General features: G+C 60.5%; 24 protein-coding genes. 20 read left to right on the top strand and 4 right to left on the bottom strand.

The genetic code is table 11. The annotated features are described in order from the left end of the window. Window positions 1–12 precede the first annotated feature (12 nt). From ACQY1J_RS19005 to murJ, 3 genes are all read left to right on the top strand, one after another. Window positions 13–1,077 (top strand): helix-turn-helix domain-containing protein, encoded by a 1,065-nt coding sequence (locus tag ACQY1J_RS19005; RefSeq protein WP_430250570.1) that lies wholly within the window; start codon window positions 13–15, stop codon window positions 1,075–1,077. Between the two features lie 175 nt (window positions 1,078–1,252). Continuing rightward, the gene (locus ACQY1J_RS19000; protein WP_430250569.1) at window positions 1,253–4,123 is read left to right on the top strand and encodes a [protein-PII] uridylyltransferase; all 2,871 of its coding nucleotides are present in this window, start codon (window positions 1,253–1,255) and stop codon (window positions 4,121–4,123) included. Between the two features lie 172 nt (window positions 4,124–4,295). Then, window positions 4,296–5,888, top strand: a complete 1,593-nt coding sequence (murJ, locus tag ACQY1J_RS18995; protein ID WP_430250568.1) for a murein biosynthesis integral membrane protein MurJ — start codon at window positions 4,296–4,298, stop codon at window positions 5,886–5,888. A 2-nt stretch (window positions 5,889–5,890) separates the two neighbouring features. Here the strand turns inward: murJ and ACQY1J_RS18990 are convergent, their stop codons facing one another. Then, the gene (locus ACQY1J_RS18990) at window positions 5,891–6,382 is read right to left on the bottom strand and encodes a YcbK family protein (protein ID WP_062454008.1); all 492 of its coding nucleotides are present in this window, start codon (window positions 6,380–6,382) and stop codon (window positions 5,891–5,893) included. A 225-nt stretch (window positions 6,383–6,607) separates the two neighbouring features. On the opposite strand from ACQY1J_RS18990, the gene ACQY1J_RS18985 reads away from it, so the two are divergent. The 16 genes from ACQY1J_RS18985 to trmB all read left to right on the top strand — a co-directional run bounded on the left by ACQY1J_RS18985 (window position 6,608) and on the right by trmB (window position 20,782). Beyond that, window positions 6,608–7,015 (top strand): VOC family protein, encoded by a 408-nt coding sequence (locus tag ACQY1J_RS18985; RefSeq protein ID WP_430250567.1) that lies wholly within the window; start codon window positions 6,608–6,610, stop codon window positions 7,013–7,015. Window positions 7,016–7,153: 138 nt separating this feature from the next. After that, complete coding sequence (trpS, locus tag ACQY1J_RS18980; RefSeq protein ID WP_092663740.1) at window positions 7,154–8,218, top strand: tryptophan--tRNA ligase; 1,065 nt, start codon at window positions 7,154–7,156, stop codon at window positions 8,216–8,218. A gap of 116 nt (window positions 8,219–8,334) precedes the next feature. Continuing rightward, window positions 8,335–8,826: a universal stress protein gene (locus tag ACQY1J_RS18975; protein WP_062454005.1), complete on the top strand. Its 492-nt coding sequence runs from the start codon at window positions 8,335–8,337 to the stop codon at window positions 8,824–8,826. A gap of 123 nt (window positions 8,827–8,949) precedes the next feature. Further along, window positions 8,950–9,516 (top strand): NifU family protein, encoded by a 567-nt coding sequence (locus ACQY1J_RS18970; RefSeq protein ID WP_174195519.1) that lies wholly within the window; start codon window positions 8,950–8,952, stop codon window positions 9,514–9,516. A 21-nt stretch (window positions 9,517–9,537) separates the two neighbouring features. Next, entirely contained in the window at window positions 9,538–10,191 is a 654-nt protein-coding gene (gene tsaB, locus ACQY1J_RS18965; protein WP_430250566.1) for a tRNA (adenosine(37)-N6)-threonylcarbamoyltransferase complex dimerization subunit type 1 TsaB, read from the top strand. A 39-nt stretch (window positions 10,192–10,230) separates the two neighbouring features. Continuing rightward, window positions 10,231–10,725, top strand: coding sequence for a GNAT family N-acetyltransferase (locus ACQY1J_RS18960; RefSeq protein ID WP_430250565.1), 495 nt, complete (start codon window positions 10,231–10,233; stop codon window positions 10,723–10,725). Between the two features lie 38 nt (window positions 10,726–10,763). Next, the gene (locus ACQY1J_RS18955; RefSeq protein ID WP_062454001.1) at window positions 10,764–11,189 is read left to right on the top strand and encodes a Fur family transcriptional regulator; all 426 of its coding nucleotides are present in this window, start codon (window positions 10,764–10,766) and stop codon (window positions 11,187–11,189) included. Between the two features lie 39 nt (window positions 11,190–11,228). Then, the gene (locus ACQY1J_RS18950; RefSeq protein ID WP_430250564.1) at window positions 11,229–12,032 is read left to right on the top strand and encodes a lysophospholipid acyltransferase family protein; all 804 of its coding nucleotides are present in this window, start codon (window positions 11,229–11,231) and stop codon (window positions 12,030–12,032) included. 42 nt (window positions 12,033–12,074) lie between these two features. Beyond that, the gene (gene miaB / locus ACQY1J_RS18945; RefSeq protein ID WP_430250563.1) at window positions 12,075–13,484 is read left to right on the top strand and encodes a tRNA (N6-isopentenyl adenosine(37)-C2)-methylthiotransferase MiaB; all 1,410 of its coding nucleotides are present in this window, start codon (window positions 12,075–12,077) and stop codon (window positions 13,482–13,484) included. 24 nt (window positions 13,485–13,508) lie between these two features. Then, window positions 13,509–14,564, top strand: coding sequence for a PhoH family protein (locus tag ACQY1J_RS18940; RefSeq protein WP_430250562.1), 1,056 nt, complete (start codon window positions 13,509–13,511; stop codon window positions 14,562–14,564). 17 nt (window positions 14,565–14,581) lie between these two features. Then, on the top strand, window positions 14,582–15,091 hold the full coding sequence (ybeY, locus tag ACQY1J_RS18935) for an rRNA maturation RNase YbeY (protein WP_430250561.1): 510 nt from the start codon (window positions 14,582–14,584) through the stop codon (window positions 15,089–15,091). 9 nt (window positions 15,092–15,100) lie between these two features. Continuing rightward, window positions 15,101–16,297, top strand: coding sequence for a transporter associated domain-containing protein (locus ACQY1J_RS18930; RefSeq protein ID WP_430250560.1), 1,197 nt, complete (start codon window positions 15,101–15,103; stop codon window positions 16,295–16,297). Between the two features lie 90 nt (window positions 16,298–16,387). After that, window positions 16,388–17,989, top strand: a complete 1,602-nt coding sequence (gene lnt, locus ACQY1J_RS18925; RefSeq protein WP_430250559.1) for an apolipoprotein N-acyltransferase — start codon at window positions 16,388–16,390, stop codon at window positions 17,987–17,989. 149 nt (window positions 17,990–18,138) lie between these two features. Further along, the gene (locus ACQY1J_RS18920) at window positions 18,139–18,558 is read left to right on the top strand and encodes a helix-turn-helix domain-containing protein (RefSeq protein ID WP_062453994.1); all 420 of its coding nucleotides are present in this window, start codon (window positions 18,139–18,141) and stop codon (window positions 18,556–18,558) included. 176 nt (window positions 18,559–18,734) lie between these two features. After that, window positions 18,735–19,994 (top strand): methionine adenosyltransferase, encoded by a 1,260-nt coding sequence (metK, locus tag ACQY1J_RS18915; RefSeq protein WP_062453993.1) that lies wholly within the window; start codon window positions 18,735–18,737, stop codon window positions 19,992–19,994. Between the two features lie 86 nt (window positions 19,995–20,080). Beyond that, window positions 20,081–20,782, top strand: coding sequence for a tRNA (guanine(46)-N(7))-methyltransferase TrmB (gene trmB / locus ACQY1J_RS18910; protein ID WP_113109405.1), 702 nt, complete (start codon window positions 20,081–20,083; stop codon window positions 20,780–20,782). A 12-nt stretch (window positions 20,783–20,794) separates the two neighbouring features. Here the strand turns inward: trmB and ACQY1J_RS18905 are convergent, their stop codons facing one another. Both ACQY1J_RS18905 and ACQY1J_RS18900 read right to left on the bottom strand, forming a co-directional pair. Further along, window positions 20,795–21,052 carry a DUF1150 family protein gene (locus ACQY1J_RS18905; protein ID WP_062453991.1) on the bottom strand — a complete coding sequence of 86 codons (258 nt, stop codon included), beginning with the start codon at window positions 21,050–21,052 and terminating at the stop codon, window positions 20,795–20,797. A gap of 43 nt (window positions 21,053–21,095) precedes the next feature. After that, complete coding sequence (locus ACQY1J_RS18900) at window positions 21,096–21,539, bottom strand: Hsp20 family protein (protein ID WP_062453990.1); 444 nt, start codon at window positions 21,537–21,539, stop codon at window positions 21,096–21,098. Window positions 21,540–21,699: 160 nt separating this feature from the next. Here ACQY1J_RS18900 and ACQY1J_RS18895 point away from each other — a divergent pair, with 160 nt between their 5' ends. Then, a complete protein-coding gene (locus ACQY1J_RS18895) occupies window positions 21,700–22,641 on the top strand; it encodes a nucleoside hydrolase (RefSeq protein WP_430250558.1) in 942 nt (313 codons plus the stop codon). A 102-nt stretch (window positions 22,642–22,743) separates the two neighbouring features. On the opposite strand, the gene ACQY1J_RS18890 is transcribed toward ACQY1J_RS18895, so the two are convergent. Then, on the bottom strand, window positions 22,744–23,604 hold the full coding sequence (locus ACQY1J_RS18890; RefSeq protein WP_062453988.1) for an LOG family protein: 861 nt from the start codon (window positions 23,602–23,604) through the stop codon (window positions 22,744–22,746). Between the last annotated feature and the right edge of the window lie 65 nt (window positions 23,605–23,669).

The following is a 23,669-nucleotide window of genomic DNA, read 5'->3' as shown; positions in this document are numbered from 1 at the left end:
GGGGTCACTGCAGTGCTCTCTATCCCTTTGCCGTTTCTGGTCGGTATCGTCTTTGCCCTTGCTCTCTATCACAGCCTCAAAGGCGTCGACGTGCCGGGAAGCCGTCGCTACTTCATCGCATTTGTCGTTCTCTATGCGGCCCAGGGCTTGGTCGTCGGCCTTCATTTCGGCTACGGCATAACGGCGCTCGCACCGGTTCAGCCGGTCACCGCCTCCGTCATGCCGCCGCTCGCATTTCTCGCCTTCCAGTCGCTTTCCGGCGGCGGGCGATCTGCACCCTGGCGCCACGTCGCCGCACCGTTTTGCGTCGGCACTTCGGTCGTCTTCGCACCGATCCTGGTCGATCCGCTCCTGCTGGTGATCTTTCTCTTTTACGGCGTCGCCCTCTGGCGGCTGACCCGTTCGGACGGTTCCGATCTCATGGTCGAAGCCAGCCTTCAGCGAATGCGTCCCGCCCTGCGGGCCGCAAGAATGACGGCGGCGCTGATGCTGTTTTTCGCAGTCAGCGATGCTGCCCTCTCGATCTACACGACGTTCAATGGGAGGGACGACATTCCGCTTGTCCTGACGGCGATCAACATCGTCGTTCTCGTGGTAACCGGCATCTACTATCTTGCGCCGGAAGCAGGAGAAGGCCCGCTGCCGAACGGGAAGGCAAATGAGGCCAATCCACAGGATGAGGGTCTCGTCTTACGCGCGACAGAGGCTTTGGATCGGGACGGTCTCTACCGCGACGAAAACCCCAGTCTAGCGAAACTCGCCCGCAAGGCCGGCGTGCCGGCGCGGGATCTGTCGGTTGCCATCAACCGCGCAACCGGCCTCAATATCTCGCAGTTCGTCAACAGACGCCGGATCGCGGAAGCGTGCCTGTTGCTTCGCGAAACCAGCCGGCCGGCGACGGTCATCATGTTCGATGTCGGGTTTTCGACCAAGTCGAACTTCAACCGCGAGTTTCGCCGCATCACCGGCATGAGCCCGCGTCAGTGGCGCAGCGGATCGAAGTCTATCGCAGACCCGGGCAATATCGGGCTTGACGTTCCGGTCGCGAACAAACAACTTGGCGCCGTCAAGCCGTAACCGTGGTAAGCACGCTGCTCACATGCGGAGCGCTCTGCGGTAACGGCTGCGCAACAAAAATGAGCTAAAGCGTATGGGGCAGGGCCGCAGGGACCTGGGAACGCTTTAGGGGAGGTGCCCGAAATCCGTCGTCGTCTCCATCGGGAAGGGAGAGGGCGGGCACCGGCAGGAAGACATGGCCAAGCAAGCAACAAGACAAGATCATCGTCACGATATCGATTTTTCCGAACTGATGGACGTCGCCGGCCTGCAGACGAAATGCCGCGAGGCGCTCGGAACCAAGGATCGGCCGCTGCTGGAATCGCGGGCAGCTCTCCTGCCGATCCTGCGGCAGGCAAGTGTCGACGGTCGCGAAAAGGCACGCGAACTGCTGAGCCAGGATGGCAGCGGTCTTCGCTGCGCCCGCCGCATATCCTGGATCCAGGACCAGCTGATCTGCGTCCTCAATGAAACAATCACCGAGAGCCTCTATCCGGAAGGCCGCGAGATCGCGGTTGCCGCCACTGGCGGTTATGGCCGCGGCACGCTGGCGCCGGGGTCCGACATTGATCTTCTTTTCCTGCTGCCCGAAAAGAATTCCGAAGCCATGCGCAAGGCGGTGGAATTCCTGCTCTATCTTCTGTGGGACATGGGCTTCAAGGTTGGCCATGCCACCCGCACGGTGGAGGAATGCATTCGCCTGTCGAAAACCGACATGACGATCCGCACCGCCATTCTCGAATGCCGCCCGATCTGCGGCAGCGGCGCGCTGGTCAATCAGCTGATGTCGCGCTTCGATCTGGAAGTCGTCGCCGGCACCGGTCCGGAATTCGTCGCCGCCAAACTTGCCGAGCGCGACCAGCGCCACAAGAAGGCGGGCGATACGCGCTATCTGGTGGAGCCCAACGTCAAGGAGGGCAAGGGCGGCCTGCGCGACCTGCACACGCTGTTCTGGATCGCCAAATATTACTACCGCGTCCGCGAAACGACCGAACTCGTCAAGCTCGGCGTGCTCTCGCGCGAGGAGGCACGGTCCTTCGAAAAGGCCGATGACTTTCTCTGGGCCGTGCGCTGTCAGATGCATTTCCTGACCGGCAAGGCGGAGGAACGTCTATCGTTCGATATCCAGCGCGATATCGCGGCAAGCCTCGGCTACAATGCGCGTCCGGGCCTGTCCTCCGTCGAACGCTTCATGAAGCATTACTTCCTGGTCGCAAAGAATGTCGGCGATCTCACCCGCATTCTTTGCGCCGCTCTCGAGGATCAGCAGGCCAAGGCCGCACCGGGCCTCACCCAGCGGGTCATCTCGCGCTTTACCAAGCGGCTGCACAAGATCGCCGGCACCGTCGAATTCGTGGAAGACCGCGGTCGCATCACGCTTGCCGACCCGGGCGTGTTCAAGCGCGATCCGGTCAGCATCATCCGCTTTTTCCACGTGGCTGACCTGACCGGGCTGGAACTGCATCCCGATGCGCTGAAAAGCATTACCCGTTCGCTCTCCCTCATCGACAGTGCCGTGCGGGAAGACGACGAGGCGAACCGCCTTTTCCTCTCCATCCTCACCTCCAGGCGCGATCCCGGCCTGATGCTGCGGCGAATGAACGAGGCCGGCGTGCTCGGCCGCTTCATTCCCGAATTCGGCAAGGTCGTGGCGATGATGCAGTTCAACATGTATCACCACTATACGGTCGACGAGCATCTCATCCGCTCGGTCGATGCGCTGTCGGAGATCGATCACGGCCGAGCGGCGGACATGCATCCGCTCGCCAACAAGCTGATGCCGACGATCGAGGAGCGCGCGGCGCTCTATGTCGCAGTTCTGATCCACGATATCGCCAAGGGCCGCCAGGAGGATCATTCGATCGCCGGCGCCCGGATCGCTAAGAAACTCTGCCCTCGCCTCGGCCTCAACGCCAAGCAGACCGAGCTCGTCGTCTGGCTGGTGGAACAGCACCTGATCATGTCGATGACGGCGCAGACCCGCGATCTGCACGATCGCAAGACCATCGCCGACTTTGCCGAAAAAGTCCGGTCGCTGGATCGGTTGAAGCTTCTGCTGGTCTTGACCATCTGCGATATCCGCGCCGTCGGCCCGGGTGTCTGGAACGGCTGGAAGGGTCAGCTGCTGCGCACCCTGTACTACGAGACGGAGCTGCGGCTCTCCGGCGGCTTCTCAGAAGCATCCGGCAAGGAGCGGGCCAAGGTGGCGGAGGAAGATCTGGCCAACGCCCTTTCCGACTGGAGCGAGCAGGACCGCGAGGCGCTGGTCAAGCTGCATTACCAGCCGTATCTCCTCTCCGTGCCCGTCGAGGACCAGGTGCGCCACGCGAGCTTCATCCGCGAAACCGACAAGGCCGGCAAGCCGCTCGCCACCATGGTGCGCACCGACAGTTTCCGGGCGATCACCGAGATCACGGTTCTGGCGCCCGACCATCCGCGTCTTTTGTCGATTATCGCAGGCGCCTGTGCGGCTGCCGGTGCCAACATCGCCGATGCGCAGATCTTCACCACCTCCGATGGCCGCGCGCTGGATACGATCCACATCAACCGGGAATTTGCGGTCGATGACGACGAGATGCGCCGTGGCGGCACGATCGGACGGATGATCGAGGACGTGCTTGCAGGCAAGAAGCGCCTGCCGGAAGTCATCGCCAGCCGGGCGAAAGCCAAGAAGAACAAGAACAAGGCCTTCGATATTCCGCCGTCCGCGATCGTCTCCAACGGGCTTTCCAACAAGTTCACCGTGGTCGAAGTGGAATGCCTCGATCGCACCGGTTTGCTTGCGGAAATCACTGCGGCACTTGCCGATCTTTCGCTGGATATCCAGTCGGCGCGGATCACCACGTTTGGCGAAAAGGTGATCGATACGTTCTACGTCACCGATCTCGTCGGCCATAAGGTCACCAACGAAAACCGCCAGGGCAATATCATCGCCCGGCTGAAGGCGGTCATGGCCGAACAGGAAGACGAGCTTCAGGAAGCCATGCCGGATGGGATCGTCGCGCCCCAGCCGGCGGCTGCCGACGGAGCGAATGTCTTGCCGCGGAAGTCGAAAGCCAGTGTCTGAAACACGACACCGGTGCTATCCCTGCTGAACGGGTGCTTCGTTCGGTCTGCTCTTTTCGCGCCACAGAAACTGTGGGGCAGGGCAGCGGACGAATGGCGCACGCCATTGCACAGGCAGAACATGAACAATCTCAGATCCAAAAGCATGAGCGCAAGACGATGAGCCAAGCCCGATGAGCCTCGCCAGAAAATTCGCAACCGTCGGCGGCGCGACGCTCGGCAGCCGCATCTTCGGTTTCGCCCGTGAAACCTTCATGGCGGCAGCCCTTGGCACCGGGCCGATGGCAGACGTGTTTTACGCCGCCTTCCGGTTTCCCAACCTGTTTCGCCGTCTGTTTGCCGAAGGCGCCTTCAACGCCGCTTTCGTCCCGTTGTTTTCCAAGGAAATCGAGGCGAACGGCGTCGATGGTGCCAAGCGGTTTTCCGAAGAGGTCTTCGGCGTCCTGTTTTCTGCGCTGCTGATCATCACCATCGCAATGCAGCTGGCCATGCCCTGGCTGGTGCGGTGGGTCATTGCCCCGGGCTTTGCCGATGACGCGGAAAAGACCGCGCTGACGGTGCGCATGGCTGTCGTCATGTTCCCTTATCTCATGTGCATGTCGCTGACGGCGATGATGAGCGGCATGCTCAACTCGCTGCATCATTTCTTTGCCGCCGCCATCGCGCCGGTGTTCTTGAACGTGGTGATGATCGCAGCGCTTCTCTACGGCCTCTGGGTTGGCGCCGATCCGCGCGAAATCGCCTGGTATCTGTCGTGGAGCGTGCTGGTTGCGGGCGTGTTGCAGCTTGGCGTCGTCTACGTGGGCGTGCGCCACGCGGGCATCAATATCGGCTTTCGCCGGCCGAAGATGACACCCAACGTCAAGCGCCTGCTCTGGCTCGCGGTTCCGGCCGCGATCACCGGCGGCATTACCCAGATCAACCAGATCATCGGCCAGGCGATTGCGTCGGGCAAGGAAGGCGCAATCGCTGCCCTGCAATATGCCGACCGCATCTACCAGCTGCCGCTCGGTGTCGTCGGCGTTGCCGTCGGTGTCGTGCTCCTTCCAGAATTGTCACGGGCGCTGAAGGGCGGCCACGTCAAGGAAGCCCGCAACATCCAGAACCGCTCGATCGAATTCGTGCTGTTCCTGACGCTTCCTGCCGCTGCCGGTCTCTGGATGCTGTCGGATGCGATCATCCGCGTTCTATACGAGCGCGGTGCGTTTTCAGCGGAAAACACCACCGTCGTCGCCTCGATCCTTGCCATCTATGGCATCGGTCTTCCGGGTTTCGTTCTGATCAAGGCGCTGCAGCCGGGCTTTTATGCCCGCGAGGATACCAAAACGCCGATGCGCTTTACCATGGTGTCGGTCGTCATCAACTCCGGCCTCGCCATCACGCTGTTTCCGATGATCGCCGAACGCGGCATCGCGACGGCGGAAGCCGCGGCGGGATGGATCAACACGATCCTGCTATTCTCGACGCTGGTCTGGCGGGGCGATCTCGTCTGGGAATGGGCGCTTGCCCGGCGCACCGCTTTATTGCTGGTCGCAACGGGCGTGATGGCGGCGGCGCTGTTTTATGCGCTTCCCTATGCCAGCCCATGGTTGCAACCGGGCTCGCATCTGTTGACACAGGTGCTGGCTCTGGCCTGCCTTCTGGGGATTGCGATGGTCGTCTATTTCGCCTGCGCGTTTGCGATCGGCGGTGCCGATCTCGGCATGATCAGGCGAAACATCAAGCGGAAGCCAAAGTCTGCGGTTCCACCACCGGCGGAGTCCTGATCTCAGGACTTTCCGCGGCGCTTCAGGCTTGCAAGGCTGCCCTTGCCACCTTTTCCACCCTTGCCGCAATGCGCCCAGGCGCGTCGCGGGCCGACATCCACATGCACGATGCCGTTGCAGTAACGGCCGATGCCGCCGATGCCCGGGGCGCTTGCTGCTGCCGCAAGCACCCTCTTTTCGGCAACGCCGGGAACGCGAATGTCGGCGGCGTAGCAATGGCTGTGCTGTGATGTTCCAGAGCGCGGACGGTGGCCGGAGGTCACCATCGGCTTCTTGCCGGTTTCCTTGGCGATATGGGCAAGGATGGCACCCAGCTTCTCGGGAAAGCAGTTGGTCCGAACGCTGACGCGCTGGACAGTATAGTAAGCAGAGTAGTCGTGCTTGAAAGAACTGCTGCGGCGTTTCTCGCCTTTTTCGGCGGCTTGTGCGGTCGCGGACAGCGTTAGGCAGAGCGTCATGAAGCAGGACAGCGCGACGCGGTAAAAGATGCGCATTGGGGTAAACCTCGGAAAATACTCACGACCGACAGGGGTCGACTTGGTGGGGGAGTATTTCTTTCCGAAAAGTGACCTCAGTATGGAGGAATTTGCCCCAAAGTGGGATTTGTCTGCCTCATGGGTTAAGCTGCGTTAACCTTATGGTTGCTTCGAGTTCCTTGACATGGCGGGCAGTAAGCGTCGAAGACCTGTACCCGCCACGACAAAACAAGGTGTGTTTCGATGTCGATCCGTTCCCTATTTCTGGTCACGCTGGTCGTTGACGACTACGATCGGGCGCTCGATTTTTACTGCGGAATCATGGGCTTTGACCTTGTCTCCGATACCCCTTTGGAGGCGACCAAGCGCTGGGTGGTAGTGCGCCCGCCGGGCGGAGATGGGGCCGCGCTCCTGCTGGCACGCGCCGACGGCGTCGCCGAAACGGCGGCGATCGGCAACCAGACGGCAGGCAGGGTAAGTTTTTTCCTGAAAACCGACGATTTTGCCGGTGATCACGCCCGGTTGTCAGCCAAAGGCGTCCGCTTCATCGAAGAACCGCGCCACGAACCCTATGGCACGGTCGCAGTGTTTGCCGATTGCTACAGCAACCTTTGGGATCTCATTCAGCACGCGAATGATGCAGCCTCTTGATCCCTCGTGGCGGGGCGTGCATAAGCCCGGCCATCAGCTACATGGCCCGCGGGGCGCCGCAGCGGCAAGCACGCACACTTGTCAGGTTGCGCAAGTCCAACGGCCTGAGGCCTTCCATCAGCCTATCGAGGATCTAGAATGAACAGCTTCAAGCCGCTCGTCTTTTCCGGTGTCCAGCCCACCGGCAATCTCCATCTCGGCAATTATCTCGGCGCTATCCGCAAGTTCGTCGCCCTGCAGGAAAACAACGACTGCATCTACTGCGTCGTCGATCTGCACGCGATCACGGCCCAGCTCGTGCATGACGATCTGCGCGGCCAGATCCGCTCCATCGCGGCAGCGTTCATCGCCTCCGGCATCGACCCGAAGAAGCATATCGTCTTCAACCAGTCCGCCGTGCCGCAGCATGCCGAGCTTGCCTGGATCTTCAACTGCGTCGCCCGCATCGGCTGGATGAACCGGATGACCCAGTTCAAGGACAAAGCCGGCAAGGACCGCGAGAACGCCTCGCTCGGACTGCTCGCCTATCCGAGCCTGATGGCGGCTGACATTCTCGTCTATCGCGCCACCCATGTGCCTGTCGGCGACGACCAGAAGCAGCACCTGGAACTTGCCCGCGATATCGCCCAGAAGTTCAATATCGATTTCCAGGACAAGATCCGGGCTACCGGCACCGGCGTCGACATGGTTGTCGGCGAAGAACCGATCCACGGCTATTTCCCGCTCGTCGAGCCGCTGATCGATGGTCCGGCCCCGCGCGTCATGAGCTTGCGTGACGGCACCAAGAAGATGTCGAAATCCGATCCGTCGGATCTGTCGCGCATCAACCTGATGGACGATGCCGATGAGATCCTGAAGAAGATCCGCAAGGCGAAGACCGATCCGGAAGGCCTGCCGAGCGAACTCGAAGGCCTCGAAGGTCGCCCGGAAGCCGCCAATCTCGTGGGTATCTACGCGGCACTCGCCGATCGCACCAAGGCGGATGTGCTTGCCGAATTCGGCGGCCAGCAGTTCTCGGTGTTCAAGCCGGCTCTCGCCGACCTCGCCGTTCATGTCCTGGCGCCGATCTCGCTCGAAATGCGCCGTCTGCTGGACGACACGACCCATATCGATGCCATCCTGCGTGATGGGGGCGAGCGTGCCCGCGCCCGCGCCGAAAAGGTCATGGGCGAAGTCTTCGATATCGTCGGTTTCCTGCGCTAAGCGGGAGAGCGCCCGAAAATCTTGCACCCGTCACGGTCGCGTGGCGGGTTTTCATTTTCGCGGGTTCGTATAATTTCGCCACAACGACAACGTCCGACGGGAATTGAGGGGGCGGCATGGTTTCGAAACGGCTTTCCAGGCTTGAGGGACATCGGCGCAAGTTCATAGCGGTCATCGATGGCACCCCCGAATGCGAGCTTGCCGTGCATTATGCCGGCCGCCGCGCGAAGAATTCCAATGGCGGCCTGGTGCTGCTGTTCGTCATTCCCGATGGCGATTTCCAGCAATGGATCGGCGTCGAGCAGATCATGCGCGCCGAAGCTATGGAAGAAGCGGAATCGATCATGGCCAAGGCCGCCCAGAGGGTGCGCGAAACGATCGGGATCGATCCGGAAATCGTCATCCGCGAGGGAAGCGCGCCTGAGCAGATCAACATGCTCGTGGAAGAGGACCGGGACATTGCGGTTCTGGTTCTGGCGGCCGGTTCGACCAAGGAAGGTCCGGGCCCGCTGGTCTCGGCGGTTGCGGGCAGGGGTGCTGCTTTCCCCATTCCCGTCACCGTTCTGCCTGATACGCTGACCGACGAGGAAATCGACGCGCTCGCCTGACCTCTCTCTTGACCGGATTGGCAGAAAGGCGCACTTGAACCAAAAGCTGATCGCGACTATCTTCTTTGGAAGAGTTCTAAGTTTGCGGCGCCCGCTGGCGCGCACGGGTCAAGGAGACAAATCATGTTCATTCAGACGGAAGCCACACCAAATCCGGCAACCCTGAAGTTCCTGCCCGGCAAGATCGTCATGGAAAAGGGCACGGCCGATTTCCGCAATGCGAGCGAGGCCGATGCGTCTCCGCTGGCCGCCAGACTGTTCGGCATCGACGGCGTCACCGGCGTCTATTTCGGCTACGACTTCATCACCGTCTCCAAGGATAGCGCCGAATGGCAGCACCTGAAGCCGGCCATCCTCGGCTCGATCATGGAGCATTTCATGTCCGGTCAGCCGGTCATGGGCGGCGCCTCGTCGCTTGCCGAAGATACCGATGAAGACGGTGAGTTCTACGAGGCCGACGACGAGACCCTCGTCGCGACCATCAAGGAACTGCTGGAAACCCGCGTTCGTCCGGCCGTTGCCCAGGATGGCGGTGATATCACTTTCAAGGGTTTCCGGGATGGCACGGTCTATCTCAACATGAAGGGCGCCTGCGCCGGCTGCCCGTCCTCGACCGCGACCCTGAAACATGGCGTTCAGAACCTGCTCAAGCACTTCGTGCCTGAAGTGCAGGCCGTCGAAGCCATCTGATTTCGAAAAACAGTTCCGCACATGCTCGTTCTGGCCATCGATACTACCGGGGTTGATTGTTCCGCCGCGCTCTATGATGGCGCGTCCGGCAGACTTCTTTCGTCCGTCACTGAGACGATCGGCAAGGGTCATGCAGAGCGGCTGATGGCGATCGTCGACGAGGCGCTTGATGAAGCTGGCCTTCAACTTCCATCCGTGCAGCGTATCGCCGTCGGCATCGGCCCGGGCTCGTTTACCGGTATTCGAGTTGGCGTTGCGGCCGCCCGCGGTCTGGCACTGGCGCTCAATGTGGAATGCGTCGGCGTCACCACGCTCGAAACGCTGGCCGCCGCACATCTTGCAAAGCATCCCGGACGCCCCGTCGTGGCAGTCATGGATGCCAAGCGGGACGAGGTCTATGCCCAGGCCTTTTCAGCCGAAGGCTCCCCGCTCAGCGAACCCACGGCACTGTCTCCGGACGATGCCGCAGCACTCATTGCCCAGCTGTCGGCCGACGTGACCGGGTCATGGCGCCCGCACGAGGCGCCGGTCCTGCCTGACCATTTCGATATCGCCGTCATTGCAAAGCTTGCGGCTGCAAAGCCGAAAGGTTCGCAAAAGCCGAAACCGCTTTATCTTCGTGGACCGGATGCAAAACCGCAGACAGGCTTTGCGTTGGCGCGGCAGATCTCATAACTCCGCGTCGTTCAATTCTTTCACGCGACCGAATGCCCGATGTTTGACGATTATCTCAGCTGGAAGCCGTTTTTCGAAGTCGTCCCGATGGAGAGTTCCGACTGCGTCGAAGTCTCCGAGCTTCATGGTGCGCGCTTCCCGCGCGGCTGGAACGATGGCGAATTCCAGAATCTTCTTCTTCAGAAAGGCGTGTTCGGCTTCGTCGCACGCCAGACCAACGCGTTCTTTTCAAAACCCTTCGGGGGCTTCGTGCTGGTGCGCGAAGCAGCCGGTGATGCGGAAATTCTCACGATCGCCGTCCCCGAAAAGTTTGGCCGTCTTGGGCTCGGATGGAGGCTGATGCAGGCCGGCTTGCGCGAAGCGACATCGCGCGGCGCCGAAACAATGTTCCTCGAGGTCGAGGCCGAAAACAAGGCCGCTGTGACGCTCTATGGCAGGCTGGGTTTCAAAAAGGTCGGCGAACGCCCGGCCTATTATACCGGTGCCGATGGACGACGGTCCTCGGCGCTTGTCATGAGCCGCGTTCTTCGTTAGTTCGTGATGAAACGAGAGCATTTGAAGGCCAAAACGTCATGACGGATCTTTCCAAAAATCTGGAGGAACTGTGTGCCGAGAAGGGCATGCGCATGACGGATCAGCGCCGGGTGATCGCGCGTATCCTGCAGGACTCCGACGACCATCCGGATGTCGAGGAACTGTATCGTCGCTCCTCCAAGGTCGATCCACGGATCTCGATCTCGACCGTCTATCGCACCGTGAAACTGTTCGAGGACGAGGGCATTATCGAGCGCCACGATTTCCGTGACGGTCGCTCTCGCTACGAGACGGTGCCGGAAGAACATCACGATCACATGATCGATCTCAATGCCGGCACGGTGATCGAATTCCAATCTGCGGAGATCGAAGCGCTGCAGGAGCGCATTGCCCGCGAACTCGGCTTCCGGCTGGTCGGACACAGGCTGGAACTCTACGGCATCCCGCTCGACAAAGACGAATAGCCTGAACACGAACGGCGTGACGACAGCCAAGGATCGACAGTGATCACCTCAATCCGCATCGGGTTCATCGTCGTCTGTCTGCTGGTGGCCACGGCTGTGCTGTTGCCGTTTCAGCTGATCGGCCTCGCCTTCGATCTGAAGATGCGCCGTTATATTCCGCGCCTCTGGCACCGCACCGCCTGCTTCCTGCTCGGCATCCGCATCCACGTCCACGGTCACCTGCAGCATCGGCGCCCCCTGATGCTCGCCTCCAACCACGTCTCGTGGAAGGATATCCTCGTGCTTGGTGCTATCGCGGATGTCGTCTTCATCGCCAAGTCGGAAGTCGCCAAATGGCCGATCTTCGGCACGCTCGCGAAATTGCAGAAGACGATTTTCGTCGTCCGCGAGGAAAAACGCCGCACCGGCGACCAGATCAACGAGATTGCCGCACGCATGACGGCGGGCGAGATCGTCGTGCTCTTCCCGGAAGGCACGACGTCGGATGGCAACCGCCTGCTCGAGGTAAAGTCCTCGCTGTTCGGGGCAGCCGCTGCCGCCGTGCCGCACACGCCCCACGGCGTCGTGTATGTCCAGCCTGTATCGATCGCCTATACGCGGGTGCACGGCATGGCGATGGGTCGTTTCCACCGCCCGCTTGCGGCCTGGCCGGGGGATATCGAGCTCATGCCGCACCTGATGGGCGTGCTGAAGGAAGGCGCGATCGACGTGGATGTGGCGTTCGGCGAGACGGTCGATTTCCGCACGGGCGACAACCGCAAGCATCTCAGCCAGACCATTACCGCCCGGCTTCGCCGCATGCTGATCAGGCATCTTCGCCAAAGAGAGTACGACGCCGATTAGAACCGCTTCAAATCCGGTCCTTCTTGGAGTAAGGAGACGGCCATGAACGAACACGTCACCCTTTCGCCGGCAGAAGAGCCCGTCACCATCCCCAACACCCGCAAGGTCTTCATCAAGACCTACGGCTGTCAGATGAACGTCTACGATTCGACCCGCATGGGCGACGCGTTGGCGAGCGAAGGCTATGTCGCGACCGAAGAGATGGGCGAGGCGGATCTGATCCTCCTCAACACCTGTCATATCCGCGAGAAGGCCGCCGAGAAGGTCTATTCGGCGCTGGGGCGTCTGCGCGACATGAAGAAGGCGCGTGCTGCCGAAGGCCGCGAACTGATGATCGGCGTTGCCGGCTGCGTCGCCCAGGCGGAAGGCGAGGAAATCATCCGCCGCGCGCCATCGGTCGACGTGGTGATCGGCCCGCAGACCTATCACCGCCTGCCGGATGCGCTGCGCAAGGCTCGCGGCGGCAAGCCGGTGGTCGATACGGAATACGCGGTCGAGGACAAGTTCGACCATCTGCCGGCCACCGACCGCAAGCTCATTCGTGCCCGCGGCGTCACGGCTTTCCTCACCGTGCAGGAAGGCTGCGACAAGTTCTGCACCTTCTGCGTCGTCCCCTATACCCGCGGTTCGGAAGTGTCGCGCCCCATCAGCCAGATTGTCGACGAAGCCATCCGGCTGGTCGAAAGCGGCGTGCGCGAAATCACCCTGCTTGGTCAGAACGTCAATGCCTGGAGCGCTGAAGGTCCAACCGGGAACGACTGGGGTCTCTCCGACCTTCTCTATCGTCTTGCTGAAATCCCGGGCCTTGCCCGCCTGCGCTATACGACAAGCCATCCGCGCGACATGGATGACCGACTGATCGAGGCGCATCGCGACCTGCGCATCCTGATGCCCTATCTGCATCTGCCGGTTCAGTCGGGATCCGACCGCATCCTGAAGGCGATGAACCGTCGCCATACGGGCGCCGAATATCTGGCGCTGATCGACCGCATCCGCAATGCCCGTCCCGATATCGCCATGTCGGGAGATTTCATCGTCGGTTTCCCGGGCGAGACCGATCAGGATTTCGAAGACACGTTGAAGATCGTCGAGGACGTCAACTACGCCTCCGCCTTCTCGTTCAAATATTCGACCCGGCCGGGAACACCCGGCGCGGATCTCACCGATCAGGTCGCTGAAGAGGTAAAAGCCGAGCGTCTCGAACGATTGCAGGCTTTGCTCTTGAAACAGCAGGCCGATTTCGCCACATCCTGTGTTGGAAAGACGATCGATCTGCTTCTGGAAAAGCCGGGACGTATGCCCGGGCAGGTGATCGGCCGTTCGCCCTGGCTCCAGTCTGTGAATGTTGATGCAAAAACATCGCAAATCGGTGAGATTATCCGTGTACGAATCATTGGTACCGGCCCGAACAGCTTGTTTGCCGAGCCGGCAGAGAGTTTAATGGGTGCCTGACCAGCAAGTGAGGAGCTTGTTTACTTGAGCGGACGAGAATCGGTTTCTTCGACAGCGCGCCACCCCAAATCAGCAGCGACCGACGCCAACCACTTTGTCCTGACGTTCGAGAACAATCGCTTCGCGAGCGAGCTGTTCGGTCAATTCGACCAGAATCTGAAACTTCTCGAACAGCGCCTCAATATTGATGCGCGGCCCCGCGGTAATTCCGTGGCCATTTCAGGCGATGTCCCAGCCACCAATCAGGCCCGTCGTGCTCTCGATACCCTCTATGAGCGAATCCAGAAGGGCGGCACCATCGAAACATCCGATGTCGAAGGAGCTATCCGCATGGCACAGGCTGCGGACGACCAGCTGCAACTGCCGACGCTCGAGAAAAAGGCCAGGCTTTCGATGAGCCAGATCTCCACCAAGAAAAAGACGATTGTCGCGCGTACCCCGACGCAGGACGCCTATATGCGGGCGCTCGATCGGGCAGAGATGGTGTTCGGCGTCGGTCCGGCCGGTACCGGCAAGACCTATCTGGCCGTGGCGCATGCCGCGCAGCTGCTGGAACGCGGTGCCGTCGACAAGATCATTCTTTCGCGTCCGGCCGTCGAGGCGGGCGAACGTCTGGGCTTCCTTCCTGGCGACATGAAGGAAAAGGTCGATCCCTATCTGCGGCCGCTCTATGACGCGCTCTACGACATGATCCCAGCCGACAAGGTCGAACGGGCAATCACGGCCGGGGTCATCGAAATCGCGCCGCTCGCCTTCATGCGCGGCCGCACGCTTGCCAATGCCGCGATCATCCTCGACGAGGCGCAGAACACGACATCGATGCAGATGAAGATGTTTCTCACCCGTCTTGGTGAAAGCGCACGCATGATCATCACCGGCGACCCGAGCCAGGTGGATTTGCCGCGCGGCGTGAAATCCGGTTTGGTCGAGGCGCTGCAGATCCTCAACGGGGTCGAAGGCATCTCGGTCATCCGCTTCAAGGATACCGACGTCGTGCGCCACCCGCTGGTTGGCCGCATCGTCAGGGCCTATGACGCGCAATATGCCGTCCACGAGGAAAGCGAGGAGGCCGGACGCTAGTCCGGTTTCCAGTCCCTATGCCCGAACTCGACATACAGATCAGCATCGACGACGAAGGCTGGCCGGAAGAGCCGGCGCTTTTGGCGTTGACGCAAAAGGTTTTCGCCGCGGCCGCCGATTATCTCGTCCGCGAAGAAGATCAACCGTTTCCGAAAATACCGCCCGAAGTCTCTCTCGTCTTTACCGACGATGATTCCATCCGGGCAATCAACGCCGAATGGCGCGGCATGGACAAGCCGACCAACGTCTTGTCTTTCCCCGCTTTTCCGCTCGAACCCGGCGGTATGCCGGGCCCGATGCTGGGCGATATCGTCATCGCAAGGCAGACTGTCGAACGCGAGGCAGTTGATCTCGACAAGAGTTTCGACGATCATCTGACCCATCTTCTGGTCCACGGCTTTCTCCATCTGTTCGGTTACGACCACATGGAAAAGGACGAGGCGGAGGAAATGGAGACACTCGAGACTCGCATTTTAGCCGGTCTCGGCCTATCTGACCCCTATGCGGGGCAGGACCCGATAATGTAGTTTGGAACAATGAACGATTATTCGAGCAATGTCGCCCGCGAGGGCAAGGACAGTTCGGACTCACCCTCGTCGGACGAGGGAAGTAGTTCGGGACGATCCGAGCACCACCCCAAATCCCATAATACATTCTGGTCTCGGGCGGTCCGCCTGCTGCGGCCGTCGCAGGGCGAACAGCTCCGCGAGGATCTCGCCGACGCGCTGATGACCGACACCAATGTCAGCAACGCCTTTTCTCCGGAAGAGCGCGCCATGCTGCACAACATCCTCCGCTTCCGCGAGGTTCGCGTCGAGGACATCATGGTGCCGCGCGCCGATATCGAAGCCGTCGACATGAGCATGACGATCGGCGAACTGATGATCCATTTCGAGGAGACCGGCCGCTCGCGCATGCCGGTTTACAGCGACAATCTCGACGATGCCCGCGGCTTCGTGCATATCCGCGACCTTCTGTCCTATCTGGCAAAACAGGCCCGCAACAAGCGCCGGACCGGTACCCGTGCAACGGCAGCAGCAGCCGTCGTTGCCGGTGGAGCGGTCGAGAAGCCGGCCCGTACCGCCAAGGCGGCCTTCGATCTCAGCCGCGTCAATCTCGATCAGACCGTTGCCGAGGCAGGCCTGGTTCGCAAACTGCTGTTCGTACCGCCATCGATGCTGGCATCCGAGCTGATGAGCACCATGCAGGCAGCGCGTACCCAGATGGCTCTGGTCATCGACGAATACGGCGGCACCGACGGTCTCGTGTCGCATGAGGATATCGTCGAGATGGTGATCGGCGATGTCGAGGACGAGCATGACGACGAGGAAGTGATGTTCTCGCGTGCCGGCGACGATATTTTCATTGCCGATGCCCGCATCGAGTTGATGGAGATCTCCAAGGCGATCGGCTCCGATTTCGACGTGCGGGATCGGTTGGACGACGTCGACACGCTGGGCGGATTGATCTTCTCGGCTCTCGGACGCATCCCCGTGCGCGGTGAAGTCGTGCAGGCGGTGCCGGGCTTCGAATTCCAGATCCTCGATGCCGATCCGCGCCGCATCAAGCGTGTCCGGATCATGCGCAAGCGGGCGCTCGTTCGCCGCAGGCAGCTCAAGGGTGAGGCCGAACCCGTGGCCGACACGCAGCAGAAGGCGATTACTGACAAGACGCCGACCGTGCTTCTGCCGGCACCCTCGTCTGACCGTAGCAACGATCATCCATCGGCCTGAGTTTCCAGGTGTTTTGAACAGCCGAGAACAGGACAAGCCGCAGTTTTTCATGAAAGACTGCGGCTTCTGATTCGGGCGAAGGGGACATCGATGGGGCGACTGGCTGGCAGGGTCATGCTTCTATGGGGCTGGCCGCGTATCTTCCTTGCGTTTTTTGCCGGCGCTGTCGGCGCACTCGCCCTTCCACCCTTCGGCTTCTTTGCTGCCCTGTTCGTGTCTTTCACGCTGTTCATCTGGCTGATGGACGGCACGACCGGTAATCCGGATGGTGGCCGCCTCAGTCGTCTGCGCTCGGCCTTTTTCCTTGGCTGGGTGTTCGGCTTCGGCTACTTCGTCGCCACCCTCTGGTGGCTCGGCAATGCGCTTCTCGTCGAGGCGGACGAGTTTGCCTGGGCAATACCGCTTGCAGTTCTGGGTCTGCCGGCTTTTCTGGCGCTATTCTGGGGCTTTGCGGCGCTGGTGGCACGCATTCTCTGGTCCGATGGCTTGGGCAGGATTGCGGCTGCCGCGTTTGGCTTTGGTCTTGCGGAATGGCTGCGGGGCTTCATGCTGACGGGCTTTCCCTGGAACTCGATCGGCTACGGCGCCATGCCGATGCCGCTGATGATGCAGTCGGCTGCCCCACTCGGCGTGACGGGTGTCACGGTGCTGGCTGTTTTCGTGTTCTCCGCACCGGCACTGATCGGGACCCGACGCGGCATGGGGCTTGGCCTCGCGCTCGCAGGTCTTCTCCTCTGCGCCCATCTAGGCTTCGGCGCTTGGCGGCTTGCGGGTGCCGACGCGGTGCTTTCAGCCACTGCCAAGGATCCGGTCGAGGTGCGCCTCGTCCAGCCGATGATCGACCAGTCCCGCAAACTCGACGATTCCGAGCGCGGTGCGATTTTTGAAGAACATCTGGCGATGACGGCGCTGCCCGCAAAGGATGGTGCAAAGCGTGCGGATATCATCGTCTGGCCGGAAACCTCGGTTCCGTTCATCTTGACCGATAATCCCGATGCCCTGTCGCGCATTGCTGACGTGCTGGAAGATGGTCAGGTTCTGGTGACCGGCGCCGTCCGCGCTGAAAATGCCGGGCCGGGCTTTGCGACCCGCTATTACAACTCGATCTACGTCATCGACAGCAACGGCCAGATCGTGTCGGCGTCGGACAAGGTGCATCTGGTCCCCTACGGCGAGTATGTGCCTTACGAGGACATGCTGCGGTCGCTCGGCATCCCCGATGCGATTGCCATGCCGGGCGGCTTTACCGCAGCACCGGGCCGCACCATGCTGACGCTCCCGAGCGGGCAAACCTTCTATCCGCTGATCTGCTACGAAGCGATCTTCCCGGATGAAATCGGTGCCGGCATTGAACGCTCGAGCGCGCTCTTGAACGTCACCAACGATGGATGGTTCGGTGAAACTCCCGGACCCTTCCAGCATTTCCAGCAGGCGCGTGTCCGGGCTGTCGAAAACGGCATGCCGTTGATTCGCGGTGCCAATACCGGTATTTCGGCTTTCGTCGATCCTTTTGGCAGGGTCGTACGTGGCCTGGGTTACAATCAAAAGGGTGTGATTGACTCAACCATGTCGAGTGTCGAAGTCCCATTTTGGAACGCTTCCGAACGGCGTTTTTACTTCTGGTTGCTGATATGTCTCATGTTTGTGATTGCACTTATTTCCCGTACAAGTTTTAAATTCTGGAAGAATTGACCCAAAACCCCTAAAATTGCATAGTGGTTTGGCCTATCGTCTCGCCATACACCTTGCTTGCCGGATTTGTTGTGACCGGCGCCACCAAAGTGTATCTCCCACACGCGGACCGGGTTGAAGATTGACAGCAACTTCGTCAGGACGTCGTTATGATTGAAAACAAGAAGAAGCCGAACCCGATTGATATTCACGTCGGGAGCCGGATTCGTCTGCGCCGCACAATGCTGGGCATGAGCCAGGAAAAGCTGGGGGAGAGCCTTGGTATCACATTCCAGCAGATTCAGAAATACGAGAAGGGAACGAACCGCGTTGGCGCCAGCCGTCTGCAGAACATTTCGTCCATCTTGAACGTCCCGGTCTCCTTCTTCTTCGAAGATGCGCCAGGCGATCAGGCGGGTGGAGCGTCCGGTATGGCGGAAGCATCCAGCTCGAACTACGTGGTTGATTTCCTGTCGTCCTCTGAGGGGCTGCAGTTGAACCGCGCATTTGTGAAGATCGCCGATCCCAAGGTTCGCCGCCGTTTGGTGGATCTTGTCAAGGCGCTTGCCGCCGATGCCGAGACGGAATGACCGGTCGACCGGTCATTATTTGAAAGGCGGCCTCCGGGCCGCTTTTTTTATGCCGTGACCTCAAGGAATTGGTAATCGCTTGGACGCATAAAGATATATTTATGTCGTTGTACGCTTGTTTTCGGCAGGCGAACTTACTAAACATTCGATGTCTGTTCTTTGAGGGGAATCCCGTTATGCGCGCCAGTTATCTGTTCACGAGTGAGTCCGTTGCAGAAGGTCATCCGGACAAGGTCTGCGATCGTATTTCCGATGAGATCGTCGATCTCGTCTACCGCGAAGCCGCAAAGACAGGGATTGATCCTTGGGGCGTCCGCATCGCTTGTGAAACGCTGGCGACGACAAACCGGGTGGTGATTGCGGGCGAAGTCCGCCTGCCGCCGAGCCTGATGAAGAAGGACAAGAACGGCAACGACGTGATCAACCCGTCGAAGTTCAAGTCGGCCGCGCGCCGGGCAATCCGCGACATCGGCTACGAACAGGATGGCTTCAATTGGAAGACGGTCAAGATCGACGTCCTCCTCCATTCGCAGTCCGCCGATATCGCGCAGGGCGTCGATAACGCAAGCGACCGTCAGGGCGACGAAGGTGCCGGCGACCAGGGCATCATGTTCGGTTACGCCTGCAAGGAAACGCCGGACCTGATGCCGGCGCCGATCTATTATTCGCACAAGATCCTTCAGCTGCTTGCCACGGCCCGCAAGAAGGGCGAGGGCGAAGCCGCCAAGCTCGGCCCCGATGCCAAAAGCCAGGTGACCGTCCGTTACGAAAACGGCAAGCCGGCCGCCGTCGACTCGATCGTCCTCTCGACACAGCATATCGATCCCAGCTGGGACTCGAAGAAGGTTCGCTCCGTCGTCGAACCCTATATCCGCGAAGCGCTCGGCGAACTTCCGATCGCAGCCGATTGCAAGTGGTACATCAACCCCACCGGCAAGTTCGTGATCGGCGGTCCCGATGGTGATGCAGGCCTCACCGGCCGCAAGATCATCGTCGATACCTACGGTGGTGCAGCGCCCCACGGCGGTGGCGCGTTTTCCGGCAAGGACACGACCAAGGTCGACCGCTCGGCAGCCTACGCTGCCCGCTACCTCGCCAAGAATGTTGTGGCCGCCGGCTTTGCCGAACGCTGCACATTGCAGATTTCCTATGCGATCGGCATTTCCCAGCCGCTGTCGATCTATGTCGACCTGCATGGAACCGGCAAGAACGTGACGGAAGACCAGATCGAAGCGGCAATCCGCAAGACCATGGACCTTTCCCCGTCCGGCATCCGCCGTCACCTCGATCTCAACAAGCCGATCTATGCAAAGACCTCTGCTTACGGCCATTTCGGTCGCAAGGCCGGTCGCGACGGTTCCTTCTCCTGGGAAAAGACCGATCTCGTGAAGCCTTTGAAGGACGCCCTCAAGGGTGATCAGCTCGAAGCGGCCTGATCGCCCTTTACGAGCACGCCTGTAAAACAGTAAAGCGGGTGCCTTCTGCCGAAGGCGTCCGCTTTTACCGTGAGAGAATTCGATCCATGACCGACAAGCCGCATCCCAGCCGTTCCACGGAAGCCTTTTTCGGCCGCCGCAAGGGAAAGCCGTTGCGCGAGAAGCAGGCGGAAGGTCTGGCGACGCTCTTGCCGCAGCTGAAGCTCGATCTGGCCAACCCTGCACCGGAGACGATCGAGAGCCTCTACGACTTCTCTGTCGAGCGGATGCGGCTGGAAATCGGTTTCGGTGGCGGCGAGCACCTGATCCACCGCGCCGCCGAAAATCCGTCGACCGGCTTTATCGGCGTCGAACCCTTCGTCAATTCCATGGCAAAGCTTCTGACCAGCGTGGAAGAGCAGGGCCTGCGCAACATCCGCCTTTACGATGACGATGCGACCCAGGTTCTGGACTGGCTGCCGGATGCGTCGATCGATCAGATCGACCTTCTCTATGCCGATCCCTGGCCAAAGCGGAAGCACTGGAAGCGCCGCTTCGTTTCGCAGGTCAACCTGGAGCGGTTCCACCGCGTGCTGAAGCCGGGCGCAACATTCTGCTTCGCCTCCGACATCGATACCTATGTGAACTGGACGCTGCTCCATTGCCGCGATCATGGCGGCTTCGCCTGGCAGGCGGAACAGGCTTCGGACTGGCTGACGCCCTACGCCGGCTGGCCGGGTACGCGATACGAGAACAAGGCCCGCCGGGAAGGGCGGTCATCGGCCTACCTGACATTCATCAAGGTCTGACGGTTATTCCGATCAGTGCAGGGTAACGGTCTTCAGCTCGTCTTCGGCAGCCTTGAAAAAGGTGCTGGAGCGGTTGTCGGTGAGCAGGATCGGCGTACCGTCCGCACCGAACAGGGCCCAAAGGTCAAGGCTGGGATCGATGTCCGGAGCCTCGGGAAAACAGCGGGACACATCGTCCGACTTCATCTTGCGAATGTAACCGACTTCGCCGTTTCCGAGATGCGCGAGTTCGGACTCCGTCAAGCTCGGATTCGCTTCTTTCATAAGCATTTCTGCCTCCACAGTGGGGACGCATCAGCGATTGCTGATTGATCTACTGTGAGACGGAAATGTTAATTTTTCGCACTACACGCTCCGGCTCGGGGCGGATCAGATCGATCGAAAGAAGACCATTTTTCAACGATGCGCCGGACACCTGCATACCGTCCGCCAGCACGAAGATCCGCTGGAATTGGCGGGCCGCAATACCGCGGTAGAGGTAGTCGCGCTCGTTCTGCTCGGCCTGTCTGCCGCGAATGATAAGCTGATTTTCTTCGGTCATGACCTCGAGCTCGGCCTCCGAAAAACCGGCCACCGCAAGCGTGATGCGCAGCAGGTCGCATTCGTCCTCGCGTGGTTCGTCACCCGCTGTCTTCTTGATGCGCTCGATATTGTAGGGCGGGTAGCCGTCGCTTCCCTTGCCCAATCGCTCGAGTGTCTTTTCCATCGCGTCGAAGCCCAGGAGGAGAGGGCTTGCGAAAGGTGTCATACGGCTCATCGGTCGTCCCAGCTTTTATCCAGCGACTGTGCCGGCGTCCATAAGGCCCGCCGACGGGTCAATATATGGGAATTTGCGGCAGTCAGCGCAAGACGCCGGCGAGCGCTTGACACGATCCGCAACCCGGCTCAAAAACCCGTAAAGTTCAAGGGGAAGAGACATGCAACGCAGAAAGATCATCATCGACACCGATCCCGGTCAGGACGACGCAGCGGCCATCATGCTGGCCTTTGCGAGCCCCGACGAGCTGGATGTGCTGGGTTTGACTGCCGTTGCCGGCAACGTGCCGCTGTCGTTTACCAGCCGCAACCTGAGGATCGTCTGCGAGCTCTGCGGCAGGCCTGATGCCAAGGTCTATGAAGGTGCATTGAAGCCTTTGAACCGGCCGCAGGTGACCGCCGAACACGTCCACGGCAAGACCGGTCTCGACGGAGCGGAACTGCCTGAGCCGACCATGGCGGCGCAGGAACAGAACGCCATCGACTTCATCATCGAGACGCTGCGCCGCGAGCCCGAGGGCACCGTGACGCTTTGCACGCTCGGTCCGCTCACCAACATCGCCATGGCGCTTACCAAGGCGCCGGACATTGCTTCGCGCGTCCAGGAACTGGTGATGATGGGTGGCGGCCTGTTCGAAGGCGGCAACATCACGCCAGCAGCCGAATTCAACATCTATGTCGATCCGGAGGCGGCCAAGATCGTGTTCGGCGCCGGTATCCCTGTGGTCATGATGCCGCTCGATGTCACACATCAGCTGCTGACCACCAAGGCACGGGTCGAAAAGATCGCCGCACTCGGCAACCGCCCGTCGCAGGTTCTCGTCGAATGGCTTGCCTTCTTCGAGCGCTTCGACATCGAGAAATACGGCTCCGACGGCGGCCCGCTGCATGACCCGTCGGTCATCGCCTATCTCTTGAAGCCGGAGCTCTTTACCGGCCGCCATTGCAATGTCGAGATCGAGACCGAATCGGAACTCACCGTCGGCATGACGGTCGCCGACTGGTGGGGCGTTACCGGCCGCACGGCCAATGCGACCTTCATGCGCCATGTCGACGCGGATGGTTTCTTCGAATTGCTGACGGAGCGCGTCGGCCGTCTCTAGGGCTCAAGCTCAACCGGCAAGCTGAATGGTCATTGCCCGATCAGGGCCTGTTTCCTCTCCCCGCGCACGGGGAGAGGGTAAGGAACCTGCACCGTCCCACCATCAAAGCCCGTAGAAATCCGCGATGATCTTCCACGCCTGATCTGCGGTTTCCACAAAGCTGATCAGCTCAAGATCCTTCGGCGAGATCGTGCCGAAATCGGCAAGCGCTTCGAAGTTGACGATGCCGCGCCAGAACTTTTCTGAGAACAGGATGAGCGGGATTCGCTCCATGCGCTTGGTCTGGATCAGCGTCAGCGCCTCGAACATCTCATCGAGCGTGCCGAAGCCGCCCGGGAAGACGGCAACGGCCTTGGCGCGCATCAGGAAGTGCATCTTGCGGATCGCGAAATAGTGGAAGTTGAATGAGAGCTCCGGCGTCACGTAAGGATTGGGCGCCTGTTCGTGCGGCAGCATGATGTTGAGCCCGATGCTCGGTGCGCCAACCTCCGACGCGCCAAGGTTGCCGGCCTCCATCACGCCGGGTCCGCCACCCGTCACGACCACATATTCCTGATGGTCGTAGGCTGCCGAATGCACACCACAAAGCGTCGCGAACTTGCGGGCCTCTTCGTAGAAAACCGAGGCTGCGATCAGGTTATTGCGCTGGGTCTCGTTGTGAGCCGCCCAAGGCGCCTGACCCGGTGCCGGAATGCGGGCACCGCCGAACAGCACGACCGTGGATTTGATCCCGGCCTCGGCGAGCATCATCTCGGCCTTCATGAGTTCCAGCTGCAGCCGCACCGGCCGCAATTCTTCGCGGCTCAGGAAATCCTCATCGGCAAAGGCAAGGCGATAGGTCGGCGACAGCGTCTGCGGTGTTTTCGGCTGAACTGCGGCGGCACTTTTGTCGGCCTTGTTGTCCTTCAGCGGATCCCAGACCCCGTCCTTCCGCCGTGGTCCGTCATTCTTCACCCGTGCCATCGCAATAACCCTTCCGGAGCCGTTCGCTTATATGCGTTGACGCCAATTCGCATTGACGCTTGAGT

Source organism: Neorhizobium sp. DAR64860/K0K1, from assembly GCF_050500205.1.
In the GTDB taxonomy this organism is placed as follows: domain Bacteria; phylum Pseudomonadota; class Alphaproteobacteria; order Rhizobiales; family Rhizobiaceae; genus Neorhizobium; species Neorhizobium soli.
The sequence above is the reverse complement of the archived record's forward strand: the minus strand, read 5'-3'. Positions and strand labels throughout refer to the sequence as shown.